Annotated in this window: 14 protein-coding genes; 11 read left to right on the forward strand and 3 right to left on the reverse strand. The window is 67.3% G+C overall.

All coding sequences use genetic code 11. The features are described 5' to 3' along the window. The first annotated feature begins 208 nt into the window (after positions 1 to 208). Positions 209 to 1798 carry a CYTH and CHAD domain-containing protein gene (locus NFU08_RS07625; RefSeq protein WP_251421970.1) on the forward strand — a complete coding sequence of 530 codons (1590 nt, stop codon included), beginning with the start codon at positions 209 to 211 and terminating at the stop codon, positions 1796 to 1798. Between the two features lie 9 nt (positions 1799 to 1807). On the opposite strand, the gene NFU08_RS07630 is transcribed toward NFU08_RS07625, so the two are convergent. Beyond that, complete coding sequence (locus NFU08_RS07630; RefSeq protein ID WP_174181422.1) at positions 1808 to 3244, reverse strand: PucR family transcriptional regulator; 1437 nt, start codon at positions 3242 to 3244, stop codon at positions 1808 to 1810. 168 nt (positions 3245 to 3412) lie between these two features. Here NFU08_RS07630 and NFU08_RS07635 point away from each other — a divergent pair, with 168 nt between their 5' ends. Both NFU08_RS07635 and gabT read left to right on the forward strand, forming a co-directional pair. After that, positions 3413 to 4843 carry a gamma-aminobutyraldehyde dehydrogenase gene (locus NFU08_RS07635; RefSeq protein ID WP_251421974.1) on the forward strand — a complete coding sequence of 477 codons (1431 nt, stop codon included), beginning with the start codon at positions 3413 to 3415 and terminating at the stop codon, positions 4841 to 4843. A 56-nt stretch (positions 4844 to 4899) separates the two neighbouring features. After that, the gene (gabT, locus tag NFU08_RS07640; RefSeq protein WP_251421978.1) at positions 4900 to 6270 is read left to right on the forward strand and encodes a 4-aminobutyrate--2-oxoglutarate transaminase; all 1371 of its coding nucleotides are present in this window, start codon (positions 4900 to 4902) and stop codon (positions 6268 to 6270) included. A 130-nt stretch (positions 6271 to 6400) separates the two neighbouring features. Here gabT and NFU08_RS07645 read toward each other — a convergent pair whose 3' ends face one another. Both NFU08_RS07645 and rarD read right to left on the reverse strand, forming a co-directional pair. After that, positions 6401 to 7546: a phytase gene (locus NFU08_RS07645; protein ID WP_251421980.1), complete on the reverse strand. Its 1146-nt coding sequence runs from the start codon at positions 7544 to 7546 to the stop codon at positions 6401 to 6403. Further along, positions 7543 to 8571, reverse strand: a complete 1029-nt coding sequence (rarD, locus tag NFU08_RS07650) for an EamA family transporter RarD (protein WP_251421983.1) — start codon at positions 8569 to 8571, stop codon at positions 7543 to 7545. The genes NFU08_RS07645 and rarD overlap by 4 nt, the downstream gene beginning before the upstream one ends. Before the next feature lie 105 nt (positions 8572 to 8676). Here rarD and NFU08_RS07655 point away from each other — a divergent pair, with 105 nt between their 5' ends. From NFU08_RS07655 to NFU08_RS07690, 8 genes are all read left to right on the forward strand, one after another. Beyond that, positions 8677 to 9675, forward strand: coding sequence for a DNA topoisomerase IB (locus NFU08_RS07655; RefSeq protein ID WP_174181434.1), 999 nt, complete (start codon positions 8677 to 8679; stop codon positions 9673 to 9675). 53 nt (positions 9676 to 9728) lie between these two features. Beyond that, a complete protein-coding gene (locus NFU08_RS07660) occupies positions 9729 to 11195 on the forward strand; it encodes an FAD-dependent oxidoreductase (RefSeq protein ID WP_397425411.1) in 1467 nt (488 codons plus the stop codon). Positions 11196 to 11320: 125 nt separating this feature from the next. Then, positions 11321 to 12676, forward strand: a complete 1356-nt coding sequence (locus NFU08_RS07665) for a GAF domain-containing protein (RefSeq protein WP_251421986.1) — start codon at positions 11321 to 11323, stop codon at positions 12674 to 12676. 149 nt (positions 12677 to 12825) lie between these two features. Then, the gene (locus NFU08_RS07670) at positions 12826 to 14349 is read left to right on the forward strand and encodes an aldehyde dehydrogenase family protein (protein WP_174181438.1); all 1524 of its coding nucleotides are present in this window, start codon (positions 12826 to 12828) and stop codon (positions 14347 to 14349) included. Between the two features lie 56 nt (positions 14350 to 14405). Next, positions 14406 to 15428, forward strand: coding sequence for an alcohol dehydrogenase AdhP (gene adhP, locus NFU08_RS07675; protein WP_174181440.1), 1023 nt, complete (start codon positions 14406 to 14408; stop codon positions 15426 to 15428). Further along, positions 15428 to 15832 (forward strand): DUF779 domain-containing protein, encoded by a 405-nt coding sequence (locus NFU08_RS07680; RefSeq protein WP_251421989.1) that lies wholly within the window; start codon positions 15428 to 15430, stop codon positions 15830 to 15832. Before adhP ends, NFU08_RS07680 begins: the two co-directional genes overlap by 1 nt. A 175-nt stretch (positions 15833 to 16007) precedes the next feature. After that, positions 16008 to 17552: an amino acid permease gene (locus tag NFU08_RS07685; protein WP_174181445.1), complete on the forward strand. Its 1545-nt coding sequence runs from the start codon at positions 16008 to 16010 to the stop codon at positions 17550 to 17552. A 92-nt stretch (positions 17553 to 17644) separates the two neighbouring features. Continuing rightward, a complete protein-coding gene (locus NFU08_RS07690) occupies positions 17645 to 18250 on the forward strand; it encodes a TetR/AcrR family transcriptional regulator (RefSeq protein WP_174181447.1) in 606 nt (201 codons plus the stop codon). Positions 18251 to 18462 lie beyond the last annotated feature (212 nt).

Raw genomic sequence — 18462 nt, forward strand, 5'->3', positions numbered from 1 at the left:
GGGCTGCGGCGGCCTGGGCGGGGGCCGACGGCGCTTGGGCGGCGGGAGGATTCGGGGCGGACATCCCACAAGTCTAAAGGTTAGACGTTTGATGTTTGCGGTTCTGTGGCCAAGCTCTCCCGGCTTCCCGGCGGCGGCCAATAGACTGCCAGCGGGAGCCCGGACGCCATGGACCGGACCCCGGCGCGCGATGCGGAAGGGACAGCTTGTGAAGGCTTCGCAGGGACTTGAGATCGAAAAGAAGTACGACGTCGACGACGATGCCGCCGTGCCCGCGCTGGACAGCCTTCCCGGCGTGGCCAGGGCCGGGGCGCCCCACACCGCCATCCTGGAAGCCGTTTACTTCGACACCGCCCGGCACATCCTCGCGTCCCGCCGGATCACCCTTCGGCGCCGCACGGGCGGAACCGACGCAGGCTGGCACCTGAAGCTGCCGCCGCTGGAGTCCGGCGGCGGCACAGCGGAACCCCAGCAGCGGCGGGAACTGCACGCCCCGCTGGGACAGCCCGGCGTGGTGCCGGACAGCCTGCTGGTCCACATCCAGGCGTACCTCCGCGGAGCGGCCGTGGCACCGGTGGTCCGGCTCGAGACCAGGCGCACCACCCACGCCCTCTACGGCGGGGACGGCACGCACCTGGCAGACCTGGCCGACGACCGCGTGACCGCTGAGCGCCTCCATCCGGGAAAGGGAGAAGGCTCCGTCCCCGGCGGGCAGCAGTGGCGCGAGTGGGAGCTGGAACTTGTCCACGGCGGGCCCGAGCTTTTTGCCCCGGCCGAGGAACTGCTGGTCCAGGCCGGCGCACGCCCTGCAGGCCATGCCTCCAAGCTGGCGCGTGCCCTCGGCGGCGGAACGGGCGGCCAAAGCACCCACAACGGAAGCGCGCCGGACGGAAGCACCCCGGACCTTGCTGCCGGCAAGAAGGCGCCAGCGGCCGCCGTCGTCACCGTGTACCTCGCCGGGCAGATCCAGGAAGTCCTGGCCCAGGATCCTGGGGTCCGGCTGGAGGAACCCGAGTCCGTGCACAACATGCGCTCAGCGGTCCGGCGGATCCGTTCCGCGCTCGCGGCCTACCGCAAGCTGTACACCGCCCGCCCGGTGCGGCATCTGCGCGATGAACTGAAGTGGCTGGGCCAGTTGCTGGGCGGTCCGCGGGACGCCGAGGTCCTGCTGGACAGGCTCCGCGGGCACCTGGGTGAACTGCCGCCGGGCGAGGGGGTTGCTGCTGCCAGTGACCGGGTGGAGCGCAAAGTGGGCGGCGCGTTCGACGACGGGTACCGGCAGCTGCAGGAAGCACTGCGCTCCGACCGCTACTTCCGGCTCCTGGACGAACTTGAGGCCTTCCGGGACGCCCCGCCGGTCCGGTCGGAGGCCGTGGCGCGGGGCCGCCGGGAGTCCGCGAAAGCAGTGGACAAGTCGGCCCGGCGGCTGCGGCGCTCGCACAAGGCGGCAACGCGTGCCAGGCGCGGAACGGACCACGAAAACGCCCTCCACCAGGTACGCAAGGATGCCAAGCGGCTCCGGCACGTGGCGGAAACGGCGGCCCTGGTGCATGGCAGGCGCGCCGGGAAGGTGGCCAAGGCGGCGCAGCGGCAGCAGAAGATCCTGGGCGACTTCCATGACGCCGTGATAGCCCGCGACCTGTTGATCACCGTGGGTTCGCGCCAGGAGCAGACTGCCGCGGCCGCGGTCTTCGCCGCACTGGAGAACCGGCAGGACGAGCTGATGAAGGACGCCGAAGCCAAGTACCGGAAAGCCCGCAGGAAATCCCGCGAGCTGCTGCGCCGCGGGGTCCTTTAACGCCGGTGGCTACTTGCCCTGCCGGGCGCCCAGCCGGGCTACGGCCAGGGCCAGCCAGAGCTGGACGCGGTCCGTGGTGACGGCGGGGTCGTACCCGGTCAGCTCGGTGATCTGCGCCAGCCGGTAGCGGACCGTGTTCCGGTGCAGCGTGAGTTCCTCCGCCACCGCGGCCACCGAGCCGTTGTTGTTGAGGTAGCTCTCCAGGGTGGTCATCAGCTCCGAGCCGTGGGTGGCATCGAAGGTCCGGAGCGGGTTCAGGGACTCATTGGCCATGTCCGCCAGCGGCACGTCCTCGCTGGCCAGCAGCAGCGATGTGAGGCTCAGCCGCTCCGGTTCGTTGACGGGCAAGCCGTGGCTGGCGGCATCCCGGGCCTCGAAGTAGCTCCACCGCAGGCCGTTCGGTTTGGTGTACGCCCCGCCGATTCCGATGGTCGCGTGGAGGCCCGCCTCGGCGAGGTGGTCACTCAGCTTGCGGGCCAGCGCAGGTGCGCCGCCGCCGTCGTCATTAATCACCAGCACCAGGTCCTTGCCCACGACGGCGGCCACGGCGTTCTCCAGTTCGCGCGGCACGGAGGTGCTCACCAGCGCTTTGTTGTGCGCGGCGGACACGGCCAGCAGCACCACGTTCTTGCGGGTGCTGTTCACGCCCACGCCCGCCAGGCGCCGCTGGGCCTCGCTGGTTTCCAGGGCCCCGTGGATGACGTCCTCGAGGACCTGGCCGCACAATGCCCGCTGGGCCTGGCGCTGCTTGACCATGTTGTTCAGTTCAACGCTGATCAGGTTCTGGGCGTAGCCGATGATGCCTGAATCCTCGAAGGGCTGCCGGACCCACAGGGTGCAGGCGTCCCGCCGGCCGGTGGGGACGGGGTAGGAGGACCATGTGTCGGCCGAGGGAGGTTCGCTGCTGCTGTTGTAGAGCTGGGCCGTGAACTGGGTCAGGGCAACATCGGTGCGCAGCATGCCGCCCAGGTGCTTGAGGAGCTCGGAGAGCCCGCCGCCGGTGAGCAGTGCGCGCGCCAGCACCTGGTGCCCGGCGATCAGCCGTTCGAGCTTCGCGTAGTGGTCCGCGGACTGGGCGTCGGCCACCAGTTTGCCGATGGCGATGAAGGGCGTCTCATAGGGGACCTCCACCACGGGCAGTCCCCAGCGGTTGGCTTCCGCCAGCAGGGCCGGGGGGACTGCCTCGTGCGAGAGCCCCACGCCAAAGCCGATGCCCACGGCGCCGGCCCGCTGCACCTGTCGGACAAAGCGCCGCTGTTCCGGGGCGGACCGCAGGCGCAGGCCGGTGGTGAGGATCAGTTCGCCGCCGTTGATGAAGCGGTGCGGGTCCTCAAGTTCGGTCACGGCCACCCAGTTGATGTCCTGGTGCCAGGTGGTTTCCGCGAGCCCGGCCTTGGTCAGCTTCAGGGAGTTCACACCCAAGAGGGCGGCAAGGGAAATGGCCATGGATCAAGGATAAAGGGGCGCTGGGCAACCGCACTAAACAGGTTCAGGAAGGGTGTGCAGGTGGCTATTCACGGCGCAAGGGCGCTGGCATAGGCTCTAGGCAGTTCCATCCTTCCGCCCTGAATTCCGCCCGGGCGCGGACGGCCCCTACGAAAGAGGTTGCACACCGTGGTCCAAACCTTGCAGAACTTCATCAACGGCAAGTTCGTCACCCCTGCCGGCACCGCCCTGCTGGACATCGTGAACCCCACGAACGGCGAGGTCGTGGCGCAGTCGCCCGTCTCGGTGCAGGCCGATGTGGACGCTGCCATGACCGCGGCCAAGGACGCCTTCAAAACCTGGAAGCACGTCACCCCGGGCCAGCGCCAGCTCATGCTCCTCAAGCTCGCTGACGCCGTCGAGGCCAACAGCGATGAACTCGTGGAAGCCCAGCACCGCAACACCGGCCAGGTGCGCTCCCTGATCGCCTCGGAGGAGGTGGCCGCCGGTGCCGACCAGCTCCGTTTCTTTGCCGGCGCGGCCCGCATCCTCGAGGGCAAGTCCGCCGGCGAATACTTCGAAGGCCACACCTCCTACGTGCGCCGCGAGCCCATTGGCGTCGTGGCGCAGGTGGCACCCTGGAACTACCCGTTCCTGATGGCCATCTGGAAAATCGGTCCCGCACTGGCAGCCGGCAACACCGTGGTGCTCAAGCCCTCGGACACCACGCCGGAATCCACCCTGGTCCTGGCCCGCCTGGCCGGTGAGATCTTTCCGGCCGGCGTCCTGAACGTGGTGCTGGGCACCGGCGAAACCGGCGCAATGATGGTTGACCACAAGGTCCCCGGCCTGGTGTCCATCACCGGCTCCGTCCGCGCCGGCATCGCTGTGGCCTCGGGTGCGGCCAAAGGCCTCAAGCGTGCCCACCTCGAGCTCGGCGGCAAGGCTCCCGCCATTGTCTTCAAGGACGCCGACATCAAGAAGAGCGCGGCGGCGATTGCCGAATTCGCGTTCTTCAACGCAGGGCAGGACTGCACGGCCATCACGCGGGTGCTGGTGGAGGATTCCGTGCACGACGACGTCGTGGCGGCAATGGTGGAGCACACCAGGACCCTGCGCACGGGCTCGCAGAACGACGAGGACAACTACTTCGGCCCGCTCAACAATATCAACCACTTCAACGCCGTCAGCTCCGTGGTGGAAAACCTGCCGGAGAACTGCAGGATTGTCACCGGCGGCCACCGGGCGGGGGAGAAGGGCTACTTCTTCGAACCCACCATCGTCACCGGCGCCAGGCAGACCGACGACATTGTCCAGAAGGAAACCTTTGGACCCGTCATCACGGTGCAGAAGTTCAGCACCGAGGAGGAGGCCGTTGAACTGGCGAACGACGTTGACTACGCCCTGGCCTCGAGCGTCTGGACCAGCAACCACGGCACGGCCATGCGGCTCAGCCGGGACCTCGATTTCGGTGCCGTCTGGATCAACACCCACATCCTCCTCACCGCCGAAATGCCCCACGGCGGTTTCAAGCAGTCCGGCTACGGCAAGGACCTCTCCATGTACGGCGTGGAGGACTACACGCGCATCAAGCACGTCATGTCCGCCCTCGACGCGTAACCGCGCCTTCCATTTCGACCGCACCAAATCCCAGGCTTCAAAGAAAGGCCTCCCCCATGACCACCACAGCATCAGACATCACCTTCCGCCTGGAGCAGAAGCGCCGGGTCCAGGCTGACTTCCCCGGACCCAAATCCGTGGCCCTGACGGAACGCCGCAAGGCAGTCGTCGCCGCCGGCGTAGCCTCCAGCGTCCCCGTCTACGTTGCAGACGCCGACGGCGGGATCATCCACGACGTCGACGGCAACTCCTTCATCGACCTCGGCTCGGGCATCGCCGTGACGAGCGTCGGCGCGTCCGATCCCGCCGTCGTCGGGGCCGTCAAGGAAGCCGTGGAGCACTTCACCCACACCTGCTTCATGGTGACCCCCTACGAGGGCTACGTGGCGGTGGCCGAACAGCTGAACCGCCTTACCCCGGGCAGCCACGAGAAGCGCACCGTCCTCTTCAACTCCGGCGCCGAGGCTGTGGAGAACGCCGTCAAGGTGGCCCGCCTCGCCACCGGACGCGACGCCGTCGTGGCGTTCGACCACGCGTACCACGGCCGGACCAACCTCACCATGGCGCTCACCGCCAAGGCCATGCCGTACAAGACCAACTTCGGCCCGTTCGCGCCCGAGGTCTACCGCATGCCCATGAGCTACCCCTACCGCGAGGAAAACCCGGAGATCACCGGTGCCGAGGCCGCCAAGCGTGCCATCACCATGATCGAAAAGCAGATCGGCGGGGACCAGGTTGCCGCGATCATCATCGAACCCATCCAGGGCGAGGGCGGCTTCATCGTCCCGGCCGAGGGCTTCCTTCCGGCACTGGCCGCGTGGGCCAAGGACAAGGGCATCGTCTTCATCGCGGACGAGGTCCAGTCCGGCTTCTGCCGCACCGGTGAATGGTTCGCCGTCAACCACGAGGGCGTTGTCCCGGACATCCTGACCATGGCCAAGGGCATCGCCGGCGGCATGCCGCTGTCCGCCATCACCGGCCGGGCAGACCTGCTGGACGCCGTCCACCCGGGCGGCCTGGGCGGCACCTACGGCGGCAACCCGGTTGCCTGCGCCGCTGCGCTGGCCTCCATTGGCTCCATGGAGGAGTACAACCTCAACGGGCGTGCCCGCCACATCGAGGAACTCGCCACCGGCCGGCTCCGCGAACTCCAGACCGAGCTCGCCGCCGCCGGGACCGCCGTGATCGGTGACATCCGCGGCCGCGGCGCCATGCTGGCCATTGAACTGGTCCAGGCAGGCTCCAAGGAACCCAACCCGGAACTGACCAAGGCCGTGGCCGCTGCCTGCCTCAAGGAAGGCGTCATCATCCTGACGTGCGGAACCTACGGCAACGTGATCCGCCTGCTGCCGCCGCTGGTCATCACCGATGACCTGCTCAACGACGGCCTGGACGTCCTCGCCGCCGCCATCAGGGCCAACGCGTAACACCCGCCCCTAACCAACGCCCCCGCAAGGGCGCACACAGCCCCAGGCCCCGGAGAGCATGCTTCCGGGGCCTGGGGCTTTCCTGTTTGGGCAGCGGTTGTCCGGGGAACGCCTGCCGGGGCGGTCCGGATCAGCGAAGGACGGAGTCCAGCGGAATGTACTTCAGGTTGGACGTTGTCCCGCCGCTGTTCTCTTCGTCGTGGACCACCAGGAGTCCCTGTTCAAACTGCGGCCCGGCGTCCAGTGCCGTCACGTCCAGGCCGTCGGTTCCGGACACGCCGTCGATATCCCCGTTGCCGCCCACACTGAACTTCCTGACGAAGGCGTTGCTGCCGGACCGCTCATAGATGGCAATGGTGGAGTCGCCCTGGCTGGACACGAAAAGGTGCCCTGATCCGCCGGGGCCGTAGCTGATGCCCAGCCCCTCCACGTCTGCCACGAGCCGCCCTGCACCGGTTTTGTCCACGGCGGTCCGTTCCTTGCCGGCGTCGGGTTCGGCGCTGTACTTCCACACGCCGACGTCTTCCTGCGCGATGTAGAGGTGCCCCAGCTCGTCGTCCGCCACGCAGCTTTCCGTGATGCTGCTGACCGGAAGCTCCCTGACGAGCTCCGCCTCCACCCGGCCGTCGCCGTCGTCAGCCAACTCGAACTGTTGGATGGGTCCTTCCTCGTTCGGGGTGACAAAGGCGTAGAACTTGCCGCTGGCGCTGCTTCGGTACATGCAGAAGCCGTAGTTGGGTGCGAACGTCTGAATGTCGCCTGCCGCTACGGGTGTGAGTTCCCGGGTCTGTGTGTCCAGGGTCCACAGGGCCAGGGTGTCGTCCGTCCGGTTGTTCCCGCCCACCAGCACGGCCGTTTCCCCGGACAGCGGAAACCCTGTCCTCAGGTCGACGTTGCCGATCTTCCCGTCCGGACGGAAATGGATCAGTTCGCCGTCCATCCCAAAGACAGCGATGCCCCCGTCCGTGTCTGCCTTGTTGTCCGCGATCACCACGCTGTTGGCCGGATTGGCGGGGTCCACCCAAATGGCCGCGTCATCCGCTACGTCTCCCGACCCCGAGAAGCTGGACGTTTCCACCGCGGGTCCCCCTGCCGCCGGGGCCGTTGCCGTTGTGGCGGGCGGGGAAGGTTCAGGGCTGGCAGGCCCGGGCGGCCGGTCCCCTGGCGGAAGGGTGGTGATCAGCACCAGCGCCGCCAGGACGGCAAGCGCGAGGAGCGCGGCGACGGCGATACGGATGCGGGTACGCCTGGTGCTTCCCGCGGCAGGAGAGGTCATGTGCCCCGCTTTGCGCGCCGGGCCACCGAGTTCCTGCGCGCCGTCCCCAGCATGTCCACGGTCAGGACGGCCAGGGCCAGCCACACCACGCCGAACCCGATCCAGCGGTCCACGGTCATCGCTTCCCTGAACACCACGAGGGCAATGATGAACTGCAGGACGGGGGCGCAGTATTGGAGGAGGCCGATGGTGGTCATGGGCAGCCTGCGGGCGGAAGCGCCGAAGAACAGCAGCGGAACCGCGGTGATCACCCCGGACGCCACCAGGAGCCAGAAGTGGCCGGGACCCTGGGTGGTGAGGGTGTCGGTTCCGGTCGCGGCCAGGAAGATCATGGTGGCGGCTGCGAAGGGGGCCAGCACCATGGTTTCCACGCTGAGGCTCGTGACGGCGTCCACCCGCGGCCCCACGCGTTTCTTGACGAACCCGTACAGGCCAAAGCTGAACGCCAGGGTCAGCGCGATCCAGGGGAGCTTGCCGTAGGAGTACGTCAGGACGCCCACCGCCACGAACCCGATGCCGACGGCGGCCCACTGCAGCGGCCGCAGCTTTTCCTTCAGGACAAACACGCCGAGCAGCACGGACACCAGCGGGTTAATAAAGTAGCCGAGGGACGCCTCAACGGCCTGTCCTGTGGTGACTCCATAGGTGTAGGTAAGCCAGTTGACGGCGATCAGGAGGGCGGCCAGGGCCAGGGATCCGAACACAGCGCGGTTCCGGAGGGCCTGGGCCAGGGCGGACCAGGCACGGGTGACCGTGATGAGGAGTGCGCAGAACAGCAGCGACCACACCACCCGGTTGGCCACGATTTCGACGGCGCCGGCCGGCATGAGCACAAAGAAGTACAGCGGGAGCAGCCCCCACAGCCCGTAGGCGGCGATGCCGAAGAGGACTCCCGCCGTCGTCTCCTTGTCCACTGCCTTGGGCCCCGCTGCCGGGGAAGAAGGGCCGGAGGAGGAACCGGCGGCAGCCGCGGGAGCCGGGGCGCTGAGGGAGGACGATCCGTCGGGAGAGGGCACGAAACCCATAACACCACCTCAGTGGCAGGTATTCCAGCAGGCAGGACATGCAATCCGGGAAATAGTCAGTAGGCTTGCTTTCATGACATTCGCGAAGCGGCCGGGCACGGCCCTGTGAGGCTCCGTCGCAGCAATGCCTCAGGCCGGGGCTACCGCCGTGTCGCCGCCGGCAAGGGCTTCAGCTACCGGGACCTCGATGGTTCAACGCTGCCGCCCGGCCCCGTCCGGGACCGGCTGGAGAGCATTGGCATCCCGCCGGCCTGGACCGACGTCTGGATTGCCCCGTTTGAGAACGGGCACATCCAGGCCACCGGGCTGGATGCCGTGGGCCGGCGCCAGTACATCTACCATCCGGAATGGCGGGAACGGAAGGACCGGGTCAAGTTCGACCGCGCCCTGCAGCTGGCCGAATCGCTGCCTGCTGCCCGGCGTCGGGTCACCATGGACCTGCGCGGGGAAGGGTTCCCGCGCGAGCGTGTCCTCGCCGGCGCTTTCAGGATGCTGGACAGCGGGTCCCTGCGGGTGGGGTCCGAACGGTATACGAACGAGAACGGCAGCCACGGGCTGGCCACCCTGCTGTGCGCCCATGTCCAGGTGCGCAAGGACCGGGTCCACCTAAGTTTCCCGGCCAAGAGCGGAAAGGACTGGGAATCTGAAATCCGCGACGCCGACCTCGCCGCCCTGCTGCGCCTGCTCAAGCGCCGCGGCGGAAACGCCAGGCTCCTGGCGTACAAGGAGGGCCGGCGCTGGCGTCCTGTCACCAGCGCGGACATCAACGCCTACGTGAAGGAGCGGACCGGCTCGGACTTCACCGCCAAGGACTTCCGGACCCTGCGCGGGACCGCGGCTGCCGCCGCCAGCCTGGCACGGACCGGCCCGCAGCGGACGGCCGCCAAGCGCAAGCGTGCCATCAGCCGGGCCATGGTTGACGCGTCCGAGGTGCTGGGCAACACCCCGTCCATCGCCCGCAAGAGCTACGTGGACCCGCGCGTGCTGGACCACTACCACGAGGGCGAAACCATCGACCCCAAACGGCCCGACTCCGCCGAGGCCGAGCTCCGGGCGCTGCTTTACCGGGAAGGCGACGTGGTTCCGCTGGCGAAAAGCGGCTGAGGCCTAGAATAGGGGACTGTGCGCTACCTGTTCGGCGCGACGTCACGCATCAGATGATCAGTTCAGAAGGGCTTCCGGTGTCCAACCACAGCGAAACCACCTCTTCCCGTCCCCTCCGCGTCGCCATTGTGGGCGCGGGACCGGCGGGCGTCTACGCTGCGGACATCCTGACCAAGTCCAGCGGGGTCAAGGACGGCGACTTCGAGGTCAGTATCGACCTGTTCGAGGCCTACCCGGCGCCGTATGGCCTGATCCGTTACGGCGTGGCCCCGGACCATCCCCGCATCAAGGGCATCGTCAACGCGCTGCACAAGGTCCTTGACCGCGGCGACATCCGGTTCCTGGGCAACGTGACCTATGGCCGTGACCTCACCCTCCACGACTTCCGCGCCTTCTACGACGCCGTGATCTTCTCCACCGGCGCCGTCAAGGACGCGGACCTGGACATCCCCGGCATCGACCTGCAGGGCTCGTTCGGCGGTGCGGACTTCGTCTCCTGGTACGACGGCCACCCGGATGTGCCGCGCGAATGGCCGCTGGACGCCAGGGAAATCGCCGTGATCGGCAACGGCAACGTGGCCCTGGACGTGGCGCGGATGCTGGTCAAGCACCCCGAAGAGCTGCTGAGCACCGAGATCCCGGACAACGTGTACGCCGGCCTGAAGGCTTCCCCGGTCACGGACGTGCATGTGTTTGGCCGCCGCGGCCCTGCCCAGGTGAAGTTCACGCCGCTGGAGCTGCGCGAACTGAGCCACATGAACGACGTGGACATTGTGCTCTACCCCGAAGACTTCGAATTTGATGAAGCCTCCGATGAAGCCATCCGCAGCAACAACCAGATCAAGACCATGGTGAACACCCTCACCAACTGGCTGGTCGAGGAACACGCCGAGTCCGAGAATCCGTCCTCCCGGCGGCTGCACCTGCACTTCCTGCACAGCCCCGTGGAGGTACTTGCCGAAGGCGGGGACAGCGGCACGGGCAAGGTGGGCGGCATCAAGTTCGAGCGCATGCAGCTGGACGGCACCGGCAACGTGAAAGGCACAGGGGAGTACATCGAATACCCCGTCCAGGCGGTCTACCGGGCCATCGGCTACCACGGCTCCGCCCTGGACGAACTCGAGTACGACGCCAAGCGGGGCGTCATCCCCAACGAAGGCGGCCGCGTCCTGGACGCCGAAGGCAACCCGGTTCCCGGCATCTACGCCACCGGCTGGATCAAGCGGGGACCGGTGGGCCTGATCGGCCACACCAAGGGCGACGCCCTGGAGACCATCGGCTTCCTGCTCGAGGACCGGCTGACCCTGCCGCCGGCCCAGAACCCCGACCCCCAGGCCATCATCGACCTGCTGGAAGAGCGCGGCATCGAATACACCACGTGGGAGGGCTGGAACAGGCTGGACGCCCACGAGGCACAGCTCGGTGCGGCCTGGACCGGTCCGGAAGGCCTGGACCACGTGGTCCGCGAACGCATCAAGGTGGTGCCGCGCGAGGAGATGATCCGCATCTCCCGCGGCTGACCCACCCTCGACCCCGGCTGGGAGGCTAGGTGGGGGAGGAGGGCCGCGCTACAATGGCCACCACCCCTTGGCCGGCAGCGTGCGGCCATGTCCCCTGCAGACGGATTGCAGCAACCAGGAGTTCGATGACGAACCTCACCCAGCCCGGCGCCGGCGAGTCGCTGCAGCTCCGCGCCCTGGCCGCGCACGAGCAGCTCGACGGCGGCACGTTCGCCGATGCCCCGGAGCTGCCCGGCCTGCGTGCACTGATCCGCGAATCCTGGCAGCGGTCGGCAGGCTTCAAAGCGAACCCGGACAATCCGGCGGCCCCGCTGGCCATGGACCTGGACGAACTGGACGACTACCGCAGGCAGCACCCCCTGGCCGCCATCATGCCGGTGATCAACAAACTCCTGGTGCAGCCCAGCCATGACAGCGGCCTGCTGGTGGCGGTGGGCGACGAAGTGGGCAGGCTGCTGTGGGTTGACGGGGACCCCGCGCTGCAGCGCCGGGCTGAGGGCATGATGTTCGTCCCGGGCGCGGACTGGTCCGAAGCCACCGTTGGCACCAGCGCGCCCGGAACCGCCCTGGCCCTGGGGCGGGGCATCCAGATCTCCGGTGCCGAGCACTACCAGCGGACGGTCCACCCGTGGAGCTGCACCGCTGTTCCTTTCCACGATCCGGATTCCGGTGCCGTCCTGGGCGTCGTGGACATTACCGGTACGGCCACGGCGGTGGCACCCCACACGTTGTCGCTCGTCGAGGCGACCGTGGCCGCCGCGCAGGCGCAGCTGCGCGTTGAACGGCTGCAGCTGGCGGCGTCGCTGGCCAGCAGGCCCGCACGACGGCGGAGCCAAGGCAGCGCTTCCCGGTCACCGGGGGCAGGGGCGAAGGAAAGCAGCCTGTACCGCAACAGCCTCCAGCTTCTGGGCCGGGACCAGGCCCTGCTCAGCATCGAAGGCAAAACCGTGGTGCTGTCCGCCCGGCACAGCGAAATCCTCGCCCTGCTGAGCTCGCATCCTGGCGGACTGAGCGCCGAGGAACTCAGCGTCCTCCTGTACCCGGGCGACGGCTCCACCATGACCCTGCGTGCCGAAATGGTCAGGCTGCGCAAGGTCCTGCAGCAGCTCAACCCGGCCGCCGTGCCGGAGTCCCGGCCCTACAAGCTCAGCATGGACCTTGTTCCGGACAGCGGACAGGTCCTGAACTGCCTGCAGCGCGGCGCCCACCGGATCGCGCTCGAGATCTATCGCGGCGCCGTCCTGCCCAAGTCCGAGGCGCCCGGCATCATCGACCTTCGGGACAGGGTCTCGTCCCTGATGCGCGAAGCCGTCCTCACCGACGGCAGCGCCGAAACGCTGCTCCGGTACGCGGAGCTGCCGGAGGCGAGGGACGACGTCGGTGTCCGCCGTGCCGCCCTGAAACTGCTGCCTGCCCGCTCGCCCAAGCGTGCCGCCGTCGTCGCAGACCTGGAGCGGCTGGAAGCCGAACTCAGCGCCTAGGCGCCTGCCGCCGTCGTTCCATCCGGCAACCTTTCTGTGAGCTGGGCCACTCCCGTGCAACCTGGCTGCAACCTTTGCCCTCCTACGCTGAGTGCAACGGCGGAGGCCATGACCCGGCCTCCGCCCCATGCACAGCAAAGGAGCTAGCAATGACTGTTTACGCCCAGCCCGGTACCGAGGGTTCGAAGGTCACCTTCAAGGACCGCTACGAGAACTGGATCGGCGGCGAGTGGGTGGCCCCCGTCAAGGGCCAGTACTTCGAAAACGTCACCCCCGTCACGGGCAAGGTCTTCTGCGAGGTGGCCCGCGGAACAGCGGAGGACATTGAACTGGCACTCGACGCCGCGCACAAGGTTGCACCGTCTTGGGGCAAGACCTCCGTGGCCGAGCGCGCCGCGATCCTGAACAAGATCGCTGACCGGATCGACGAGAACCTGGAAATGCTGGCCGTCGCCGAGTCCTGGGACAACGGCAAGCCCATCCGCGAAACCCTCAATGCCGACATGCCCCTGGCCGCGGACCACTTCCGCTACTTCGCCTCCGCCGTCCGCGCCCAGGAGGGCCGGCTCTCGCAGCTCGACGAGGACACCACGGCCTACCACTACCACGAGCCGCTCGGCGTCGTCGGCCAGATCATCCCCTGGAACTTCCCCATCCTGATGGCCGTCTGGAAGCTCGCTCCCGCGCTCGCCGCAGGCAACGCCGTGGTGCTCAAGCCCGCCGAGCAGACGCCGTCGTCCATCCTGGTCCTGATGGAGCTCATCGGCGACCTGCTCCCCGCCGGCGTCCTGAACGTGGTCAACGGCTTCGGCGTCGAGGCCGGAAAGCCGCTCGCGTCCAGCCCCCGCATCCGCAAGATCGCCTTCACGGGCGAGACCACCACGGGCCGGCTGATCAGCCAGTACGCCAGCCAGAACCTCATCCCCGTCACCCTCGAGCTCGGCGGCAAGAGTCCCAACATCTTCTTCAACGACGTCGCCCAGGAAAACGACGCCTTCTACGACAAGGCACAGGAAGGCTTCGCGCTGTTCGCCTTCAACCAGGGCGAGGTGTGCACCTGCCCGTCCCGCGCCCTCGTCCAGGAAGACATCTACGAGTCCTTCATGGCCGACGCCGTTGCCCGGGTGGAGAAGATGGTGCAGGGCAACCCGCTGGACACCGAGACCCAGGTGGGCGCCCAGGCCTCCAACGACCAGCTCGAGAAGATCCTGTCCTACATCGACATCGGAAAGCAGGAAGGCGCCAAGGTCCTGACCGGCGGCGCCCGCGCCGAACTGCCCGGCGACCTCGCCGGCGGTTTCTACGTCCAGCCCACGGTCTTCGAGGGCCACAACAAGATGCGGATCTTCCAGGAGGAGATCTTCGGCCCGGTGGTCGCCGTGACGAAGTTCAGCGACTACAACGAGGCCATGGGCCTCGCCAACGACACCCTGTACGGCCTCGGCGCCGGCGTCTGGTCGCGCAACGGCAACGTCGCGTACCGGGCAGGCCGGGAAATCCAGGCCGGCCGTGTCTGGGTGAACAACTACCACGCCTACCCGGCCGGTGCCGCGTTCGGCGGCTACAAGTCCTCAGGCATCGGACGTGAGAACCACGCCATGATGCTGGACCACTACCAGCAGACCAAGAACCTGCTGGTCAGCTACAACGAAAACAAGCTCGGCTTCTTCTAGGAACCGCCGCGCACCGCCGCCCCACACCCAGCCACAACGACGCAAGGATTTCGCCAATGACGACGAGAATGCAAGCAGCAGTAGTAACCGAATTCGGCAAGGACCTCCAGGTCCAGGACCTCGAGATTCCCACACCAGGTCCGGGACAGGCGCTGGTCAAGGTCCTGACCACCGGCGTCTGCCACACCGACCTCCACGCCGCAGAAGGCGACTGGCCCGTCAAGCCCTCGCCGCCCTTCATCCCCGGCCACGAGGGCGTGGGGGAAGTGGTGGCCCTCGGCGAGGGCGTCACCGACCTGGCCGTCGGCGACCTGGTGGGCAACGCCTGGCTCTGGTCCGCCTGCGGCGACTGCCAGTACTGCCGCACCGGCTGGGAAACCCTCTGCGAAGCGCAGAAGAATGCCGGCTACAGCGTGGACGGCTCGTTCGGCGAGTACATGCTGGTGGACTCGCGGTTCGCCGCCCGCATACCGGCGGGATCCGACCCCGTCGAGGTGGCGCCGGTGCTGTGCGCCGGCGTCACCGTCTACAAGGGCCTGAAGATGACCGAGGCCAAGCCAGGCCAGTGGGTCACCATCTCCGGCATCGGCGGCCTGGGCCACATCGCCGTCCAGTACGCAGTGGCCATGGGCCTCCGGGTGGCTGCCGTGGACATCGCCGACGACAAGCTCGCCCTGGCGAAGGCCCACGGCGCCGAACTGACGGTCAACGCCCTGCACGAGGACCCGGTGGAAGTCATCCAGCGCGAAACCGGAGGTTGCCATGGCGTCCTGGTCACGGCCGTGCACCCGTCAGCTTTCGGCCAGGCCATCGGCATGGCACGCCGTGGCGGGACGATCGTGTTCAACGGGCTGCCGCCCGGCGACTTTCCCGCACCGATCTTCGAGATTGTGCTCAAGGGCCTGACGGTCCGCGGTTCAATCGTGGGAACCCGGCAGGACATGGAGGAAGCGCTGGACTTCTACGCGCAGGGCAAGATCCACCCCACCGTCTCAGTCCGGGAGCTCTCGGAAATCAACGCGGTGCTGGACGAGATGAAGCACGCCAAGATCGACGGCCGCGTGGTCCTGAGGTTCTGATGCAGGACACGCTGAAGGCCGCGGTGACGCTGCCCGGGGAAGATTTCTCCCGGGTGGCGCTCACCCCGGCCGCCGTGCAGCTGCTGCGGAAGCTGTGGGTCCAGCACGGGCCGCTCATGTTCCACCAGTCCGGCGGCTGCTGTGACGGGTCCTCGCCCATGTGCTATCCGGCGGGCGACTTCATCACCGCGGAAGCAGACGTCCTGCTGGGCCTCTTCGACCTCTCCGACGGACTGGAACCGCGGCCCCTGGAATTCTGGATGTCCCGGGAACAATTCAGCTACTGGAGCCACACCCACCTGACAGTGGACGTGGTGCCGGGACGCGGAAGCGGCTTTTCCGTGGAAGCGCCGGAAGGCAAACGGTTCCTGATCCGCTCCACCCTCATGGACTGGCCTGCCTGATAATTCGGCTGAACCACGCGTGGGACCCTCCATCCGGAGGGTCCCACGTGCGTTTGCAGGAACAAAGTTTGGCATATCGCGTGTCTCACCATTCGGAACAATTCGGCCCGTCCAGTGGATGGACACTAGCGTTAGGAGGTCTGTTTCCAGCCGAAACCAGGATCGTGATCTCCCTATGAACCTTCTCCGGACCAAATCCATCGAGCAGTCGATGGCCGACGCCGATGAGCCCGGACGCAAGCTCAAGCGTTCCCTCAGCACCTGGGACCTGATGATCATGGGCGTCGCGGTGGCTGTCGGAGCCGGCATCTTCTCCGTTGGCGCCAAGGCGGCAGCCAACTTCTCGGGACCGGCTGTGACGCTGTCCTTTGCCGTCGCCGCGGTCACCTGCGCGCTGGCCATCATGTGCTACGCCGAGTTCGCCACCGCCATCCCCGTGGCAGGCTCAGCCTATGTCTTCACCTACGCCACCATGGGCGAACTCCTGGCCTGGATCATCGGCTGGAACCTGATCCTGGAACTCTTCACCGCCGCAGCGGTCATCGCCAAGTACTGGGGCATTTACCTCAGCAAGGTGTTCGCCCTCATGGGGGCCGATATCCCGCCGGCGGTCTCCCTGGGCGGGGTTGACCTTTACTGGGGCGCCTTCCTGATCGTCGCCGTCTTCACCGTGCTGCTGGTCCTTGGCACCAAGCTGTCCGCCCGCGTGGGCAACATCTTCACCCTGATCAAGATCGGCGTCGTCCTCTTTGTGATCGTGGTGGGCTTTACCTACGTGAAGTTCGAAAACTACGCCCCGTTCGTTCCCGCCGCTGAGCCCACCGGCGGCACGGGCACCGCCGACGTCCTCAAGCAGTCGTTCTTCGGCTTCCTGACCGGCGCGGCCCCGGCCCAGTACGGCACCCTGGGCATCTTTGCCGGCGCCGCCCTGGTGTTCTTCGCCTTCATCGGATTCGACGTGGTGGCCACCTCCGCCGAGGAAGTGAAGAACCCGCAGAAGACCCTGCCGCGCGGCATCTTCGGCGGACTGGCCCTGGTGACCCTGCTCTACATCCTGGTCTCCCTGGCCCTGACCGGCATGGTGTCCTACACGCAGCTGGCCGAGGCGGAGAACCCCACCCTCACCACCGCTTTCGAAGCCGTGGGCGACACCTCGGCCGCCAAGGTCATCGCCTTCGGCTCGCTGGTGGGCCTGACCACCGTGATCATGGTGCTCCTTATGGGCCTGTCCCGCGTGGTTCTCGCCATGAGCCGCGATGGCCTCCTGCCCCGGGCGCTGTCCAGGACCAGCGAGAAGCGTTCGACGCCGGTGCGCCTCCAGGTCATCTGCGGCGCCGCTGTTGCACTGGTGGCCGGCCTGACCAACGTGGACCTGCTGGAGGAAATGATCAACATCGGAACGCTGTCCGCGTTCGTGGTGGTAAGCCTCGGCATCCTCGTGCTCCGCAAGAAGCGCCCCGACCTGAAGCCCGCCTTCCGCGTCCCCTTCGGGAAGGTCCTGCCCATCGTGTCCGCAGTGCTGTGCCTCTACCTCATGACCAACCTTGCGGTGGAGACGTGGATCTTCTTCGCCGTCTGGCTGGTCATTGGCATGGCGATCTACTTCGCCTACGGCCAGCGCCACTCCCGCCTCAACGAGCGGTTCGGCGACGCCAGCAGTGCGGTCAACGGAACGGCCTCCGGCGGGGTGCGCGACGGCGACGAGCTCACCCGCGTCTGACCCCGTTTCCCCCGAATGCCCGCCCAGGCCTGCCCGGGCGGGCATTCGCATGCCCGGCTTCCAGGAGGGAGCCGCCACCTAGGATTGGACTTATGGCCCGCCCCACACGAGACGAACGCAAGGCCGAGCTCCTCGCCGCCATCCTTGACTATCTGATGGACAAGACGCTGGCCGAGCTCACCTTCCGGAGCCTGGCCGACGGCCTGGGGATGAGCGCCTACGTGCTGGTGTACCACTTCGGGAGCCGCGACCAGCTCATCAACGACATCGTGGTTTCCATCGAGTCCCGGCTGGACCGGATGCGCAACACCGACGTGCGGGACATCGACCGCGCTGCCTGGCGGGACTTCCTGCTGGATTCCTGGCAGTGGACCATGGCGCAGCGCAACCGGCACCTCACGAGGCTCGAATTTGAAGCGACGGCGCAGGACATTGTGGCCGCCGAGCCGCGGGGGACGTCGCAGGAGCACTTCCGGATGCTCCACCACAAGACCCGCGACTGGCTGATGGTCCAGGGGATACCGGAGGAATTCGCCGATACGGACGCGCGGCTCTTCACCTCCACTTTCTACGGACTCCAGTTCGACTTCGTGGTCATGAACGAGCCGGAGGCAGCCACGAAGGCTTTCGAACTGATGCTCACGGTCTTCTTCAACAACCTTGAGACCCGGCTGGCGGCTGGCGGACAGGGCGGCTGAGCAGCCCTGCCCGCCGGACTCCCTGGCGGCCCGACGGCGGCAGTACAGTGCCGCCGTCGGGTCCCTTACGCCGCCGTCCCAGAGCTGTAACAATGAGCCGTACATCGGTGGCCTGGCCGTCGTACCATGATTGAATCAGAGTAATCGAACGACTGTTCGAATGGCGAACACTAGGGCTTGGGAACGCAGCGGTTCCGGGTCATGGGCACGAA

Source organism: Pseudarthrobacter sp. NCCP-2145 (assembly GCF_023708005.1).
GTDB classification, from domain to species: domain Bacteria; phylum Actinomycetota; class Actinomycetes; order Actinomycetales; family Micrococcaceae; genus Arthrobacter; species Arthrobacter oxydans.

Coding starts and splice junctions, on each gene's coding strand:
- NFU08_RS07630 (WP_174181422.1), bottom strand. CDS start 3,244: ATGGCCATTTCCCTTGCCGCCCTCTTGGGTGTGAACTCCCTGAAGCTG.
- gabT (WP_251421978.1), top strand. CDS start 4,900: ATGACCACCACAGCATCAGACATCACCTTCCGCCTGGAGCAGAAGCGC.
- NFU08_RS07645 (WP_251421980.1), bottom strand. CDS start 7,546: ATGACCTCTCCTGCCGCGGGAAGCACCAGGCGTACCCGCATCCGTATC.
- rarD (WP_251421983.1), bottom strand. CDS start 8,571: ATGGGTTTCGTGCCCTCTCCCGACGGATCGTCCTCCCTCAGCGCCCCG.
- NFU08_RS07660 (WP_397425411.1), top strand. CDS start 9,729: ATGATCAGTTCAGAAGGGCTTCCGGTGTCCAACCACAGCGAAACCACC.
- NFU08_RS07665 (WP_251421986.1), top strand. CDS start 11,321: ATGACGAACCTCACCCAGCCCGGCGCCGGCGAGTCGCTGCAGCTCCGC.
- NFU08_RS07670 (WP_174181438.1), top strand. CDS start 12,826: ATGACTGTTTACGCCCAGCCCGGTACCGAGGGTTCGAAGGTCACCTTC.
- adhP (WP_174181440.1), top strand. CDS start 14,406: ATGACGACGAGAATGCAAGCAGCAGTAGTAACCGAATTCGGCAAGGAC.
- NFU08_RS07680 (WP_251421989.1), top strand. CDS start 15,428: ATGCAGGACACGCTGAAGGCCGCGGTGACGCTGCCCGGGGAAGATTTC.
- NFU08_RS07685 (WP_174181445.1), top strand. CDS start 16,008: ATGAACCTTCTCCGGACCAAATCCATCGAGCAGTCGATGGCCGACGCC.
- NFU08_RS07690 (WP_174181447.1), top strand. CDS start 17,645: ATGGCCCGCCCCACACGAGACGAACGCAAGGCCGAGCTCCTCGCCGCC.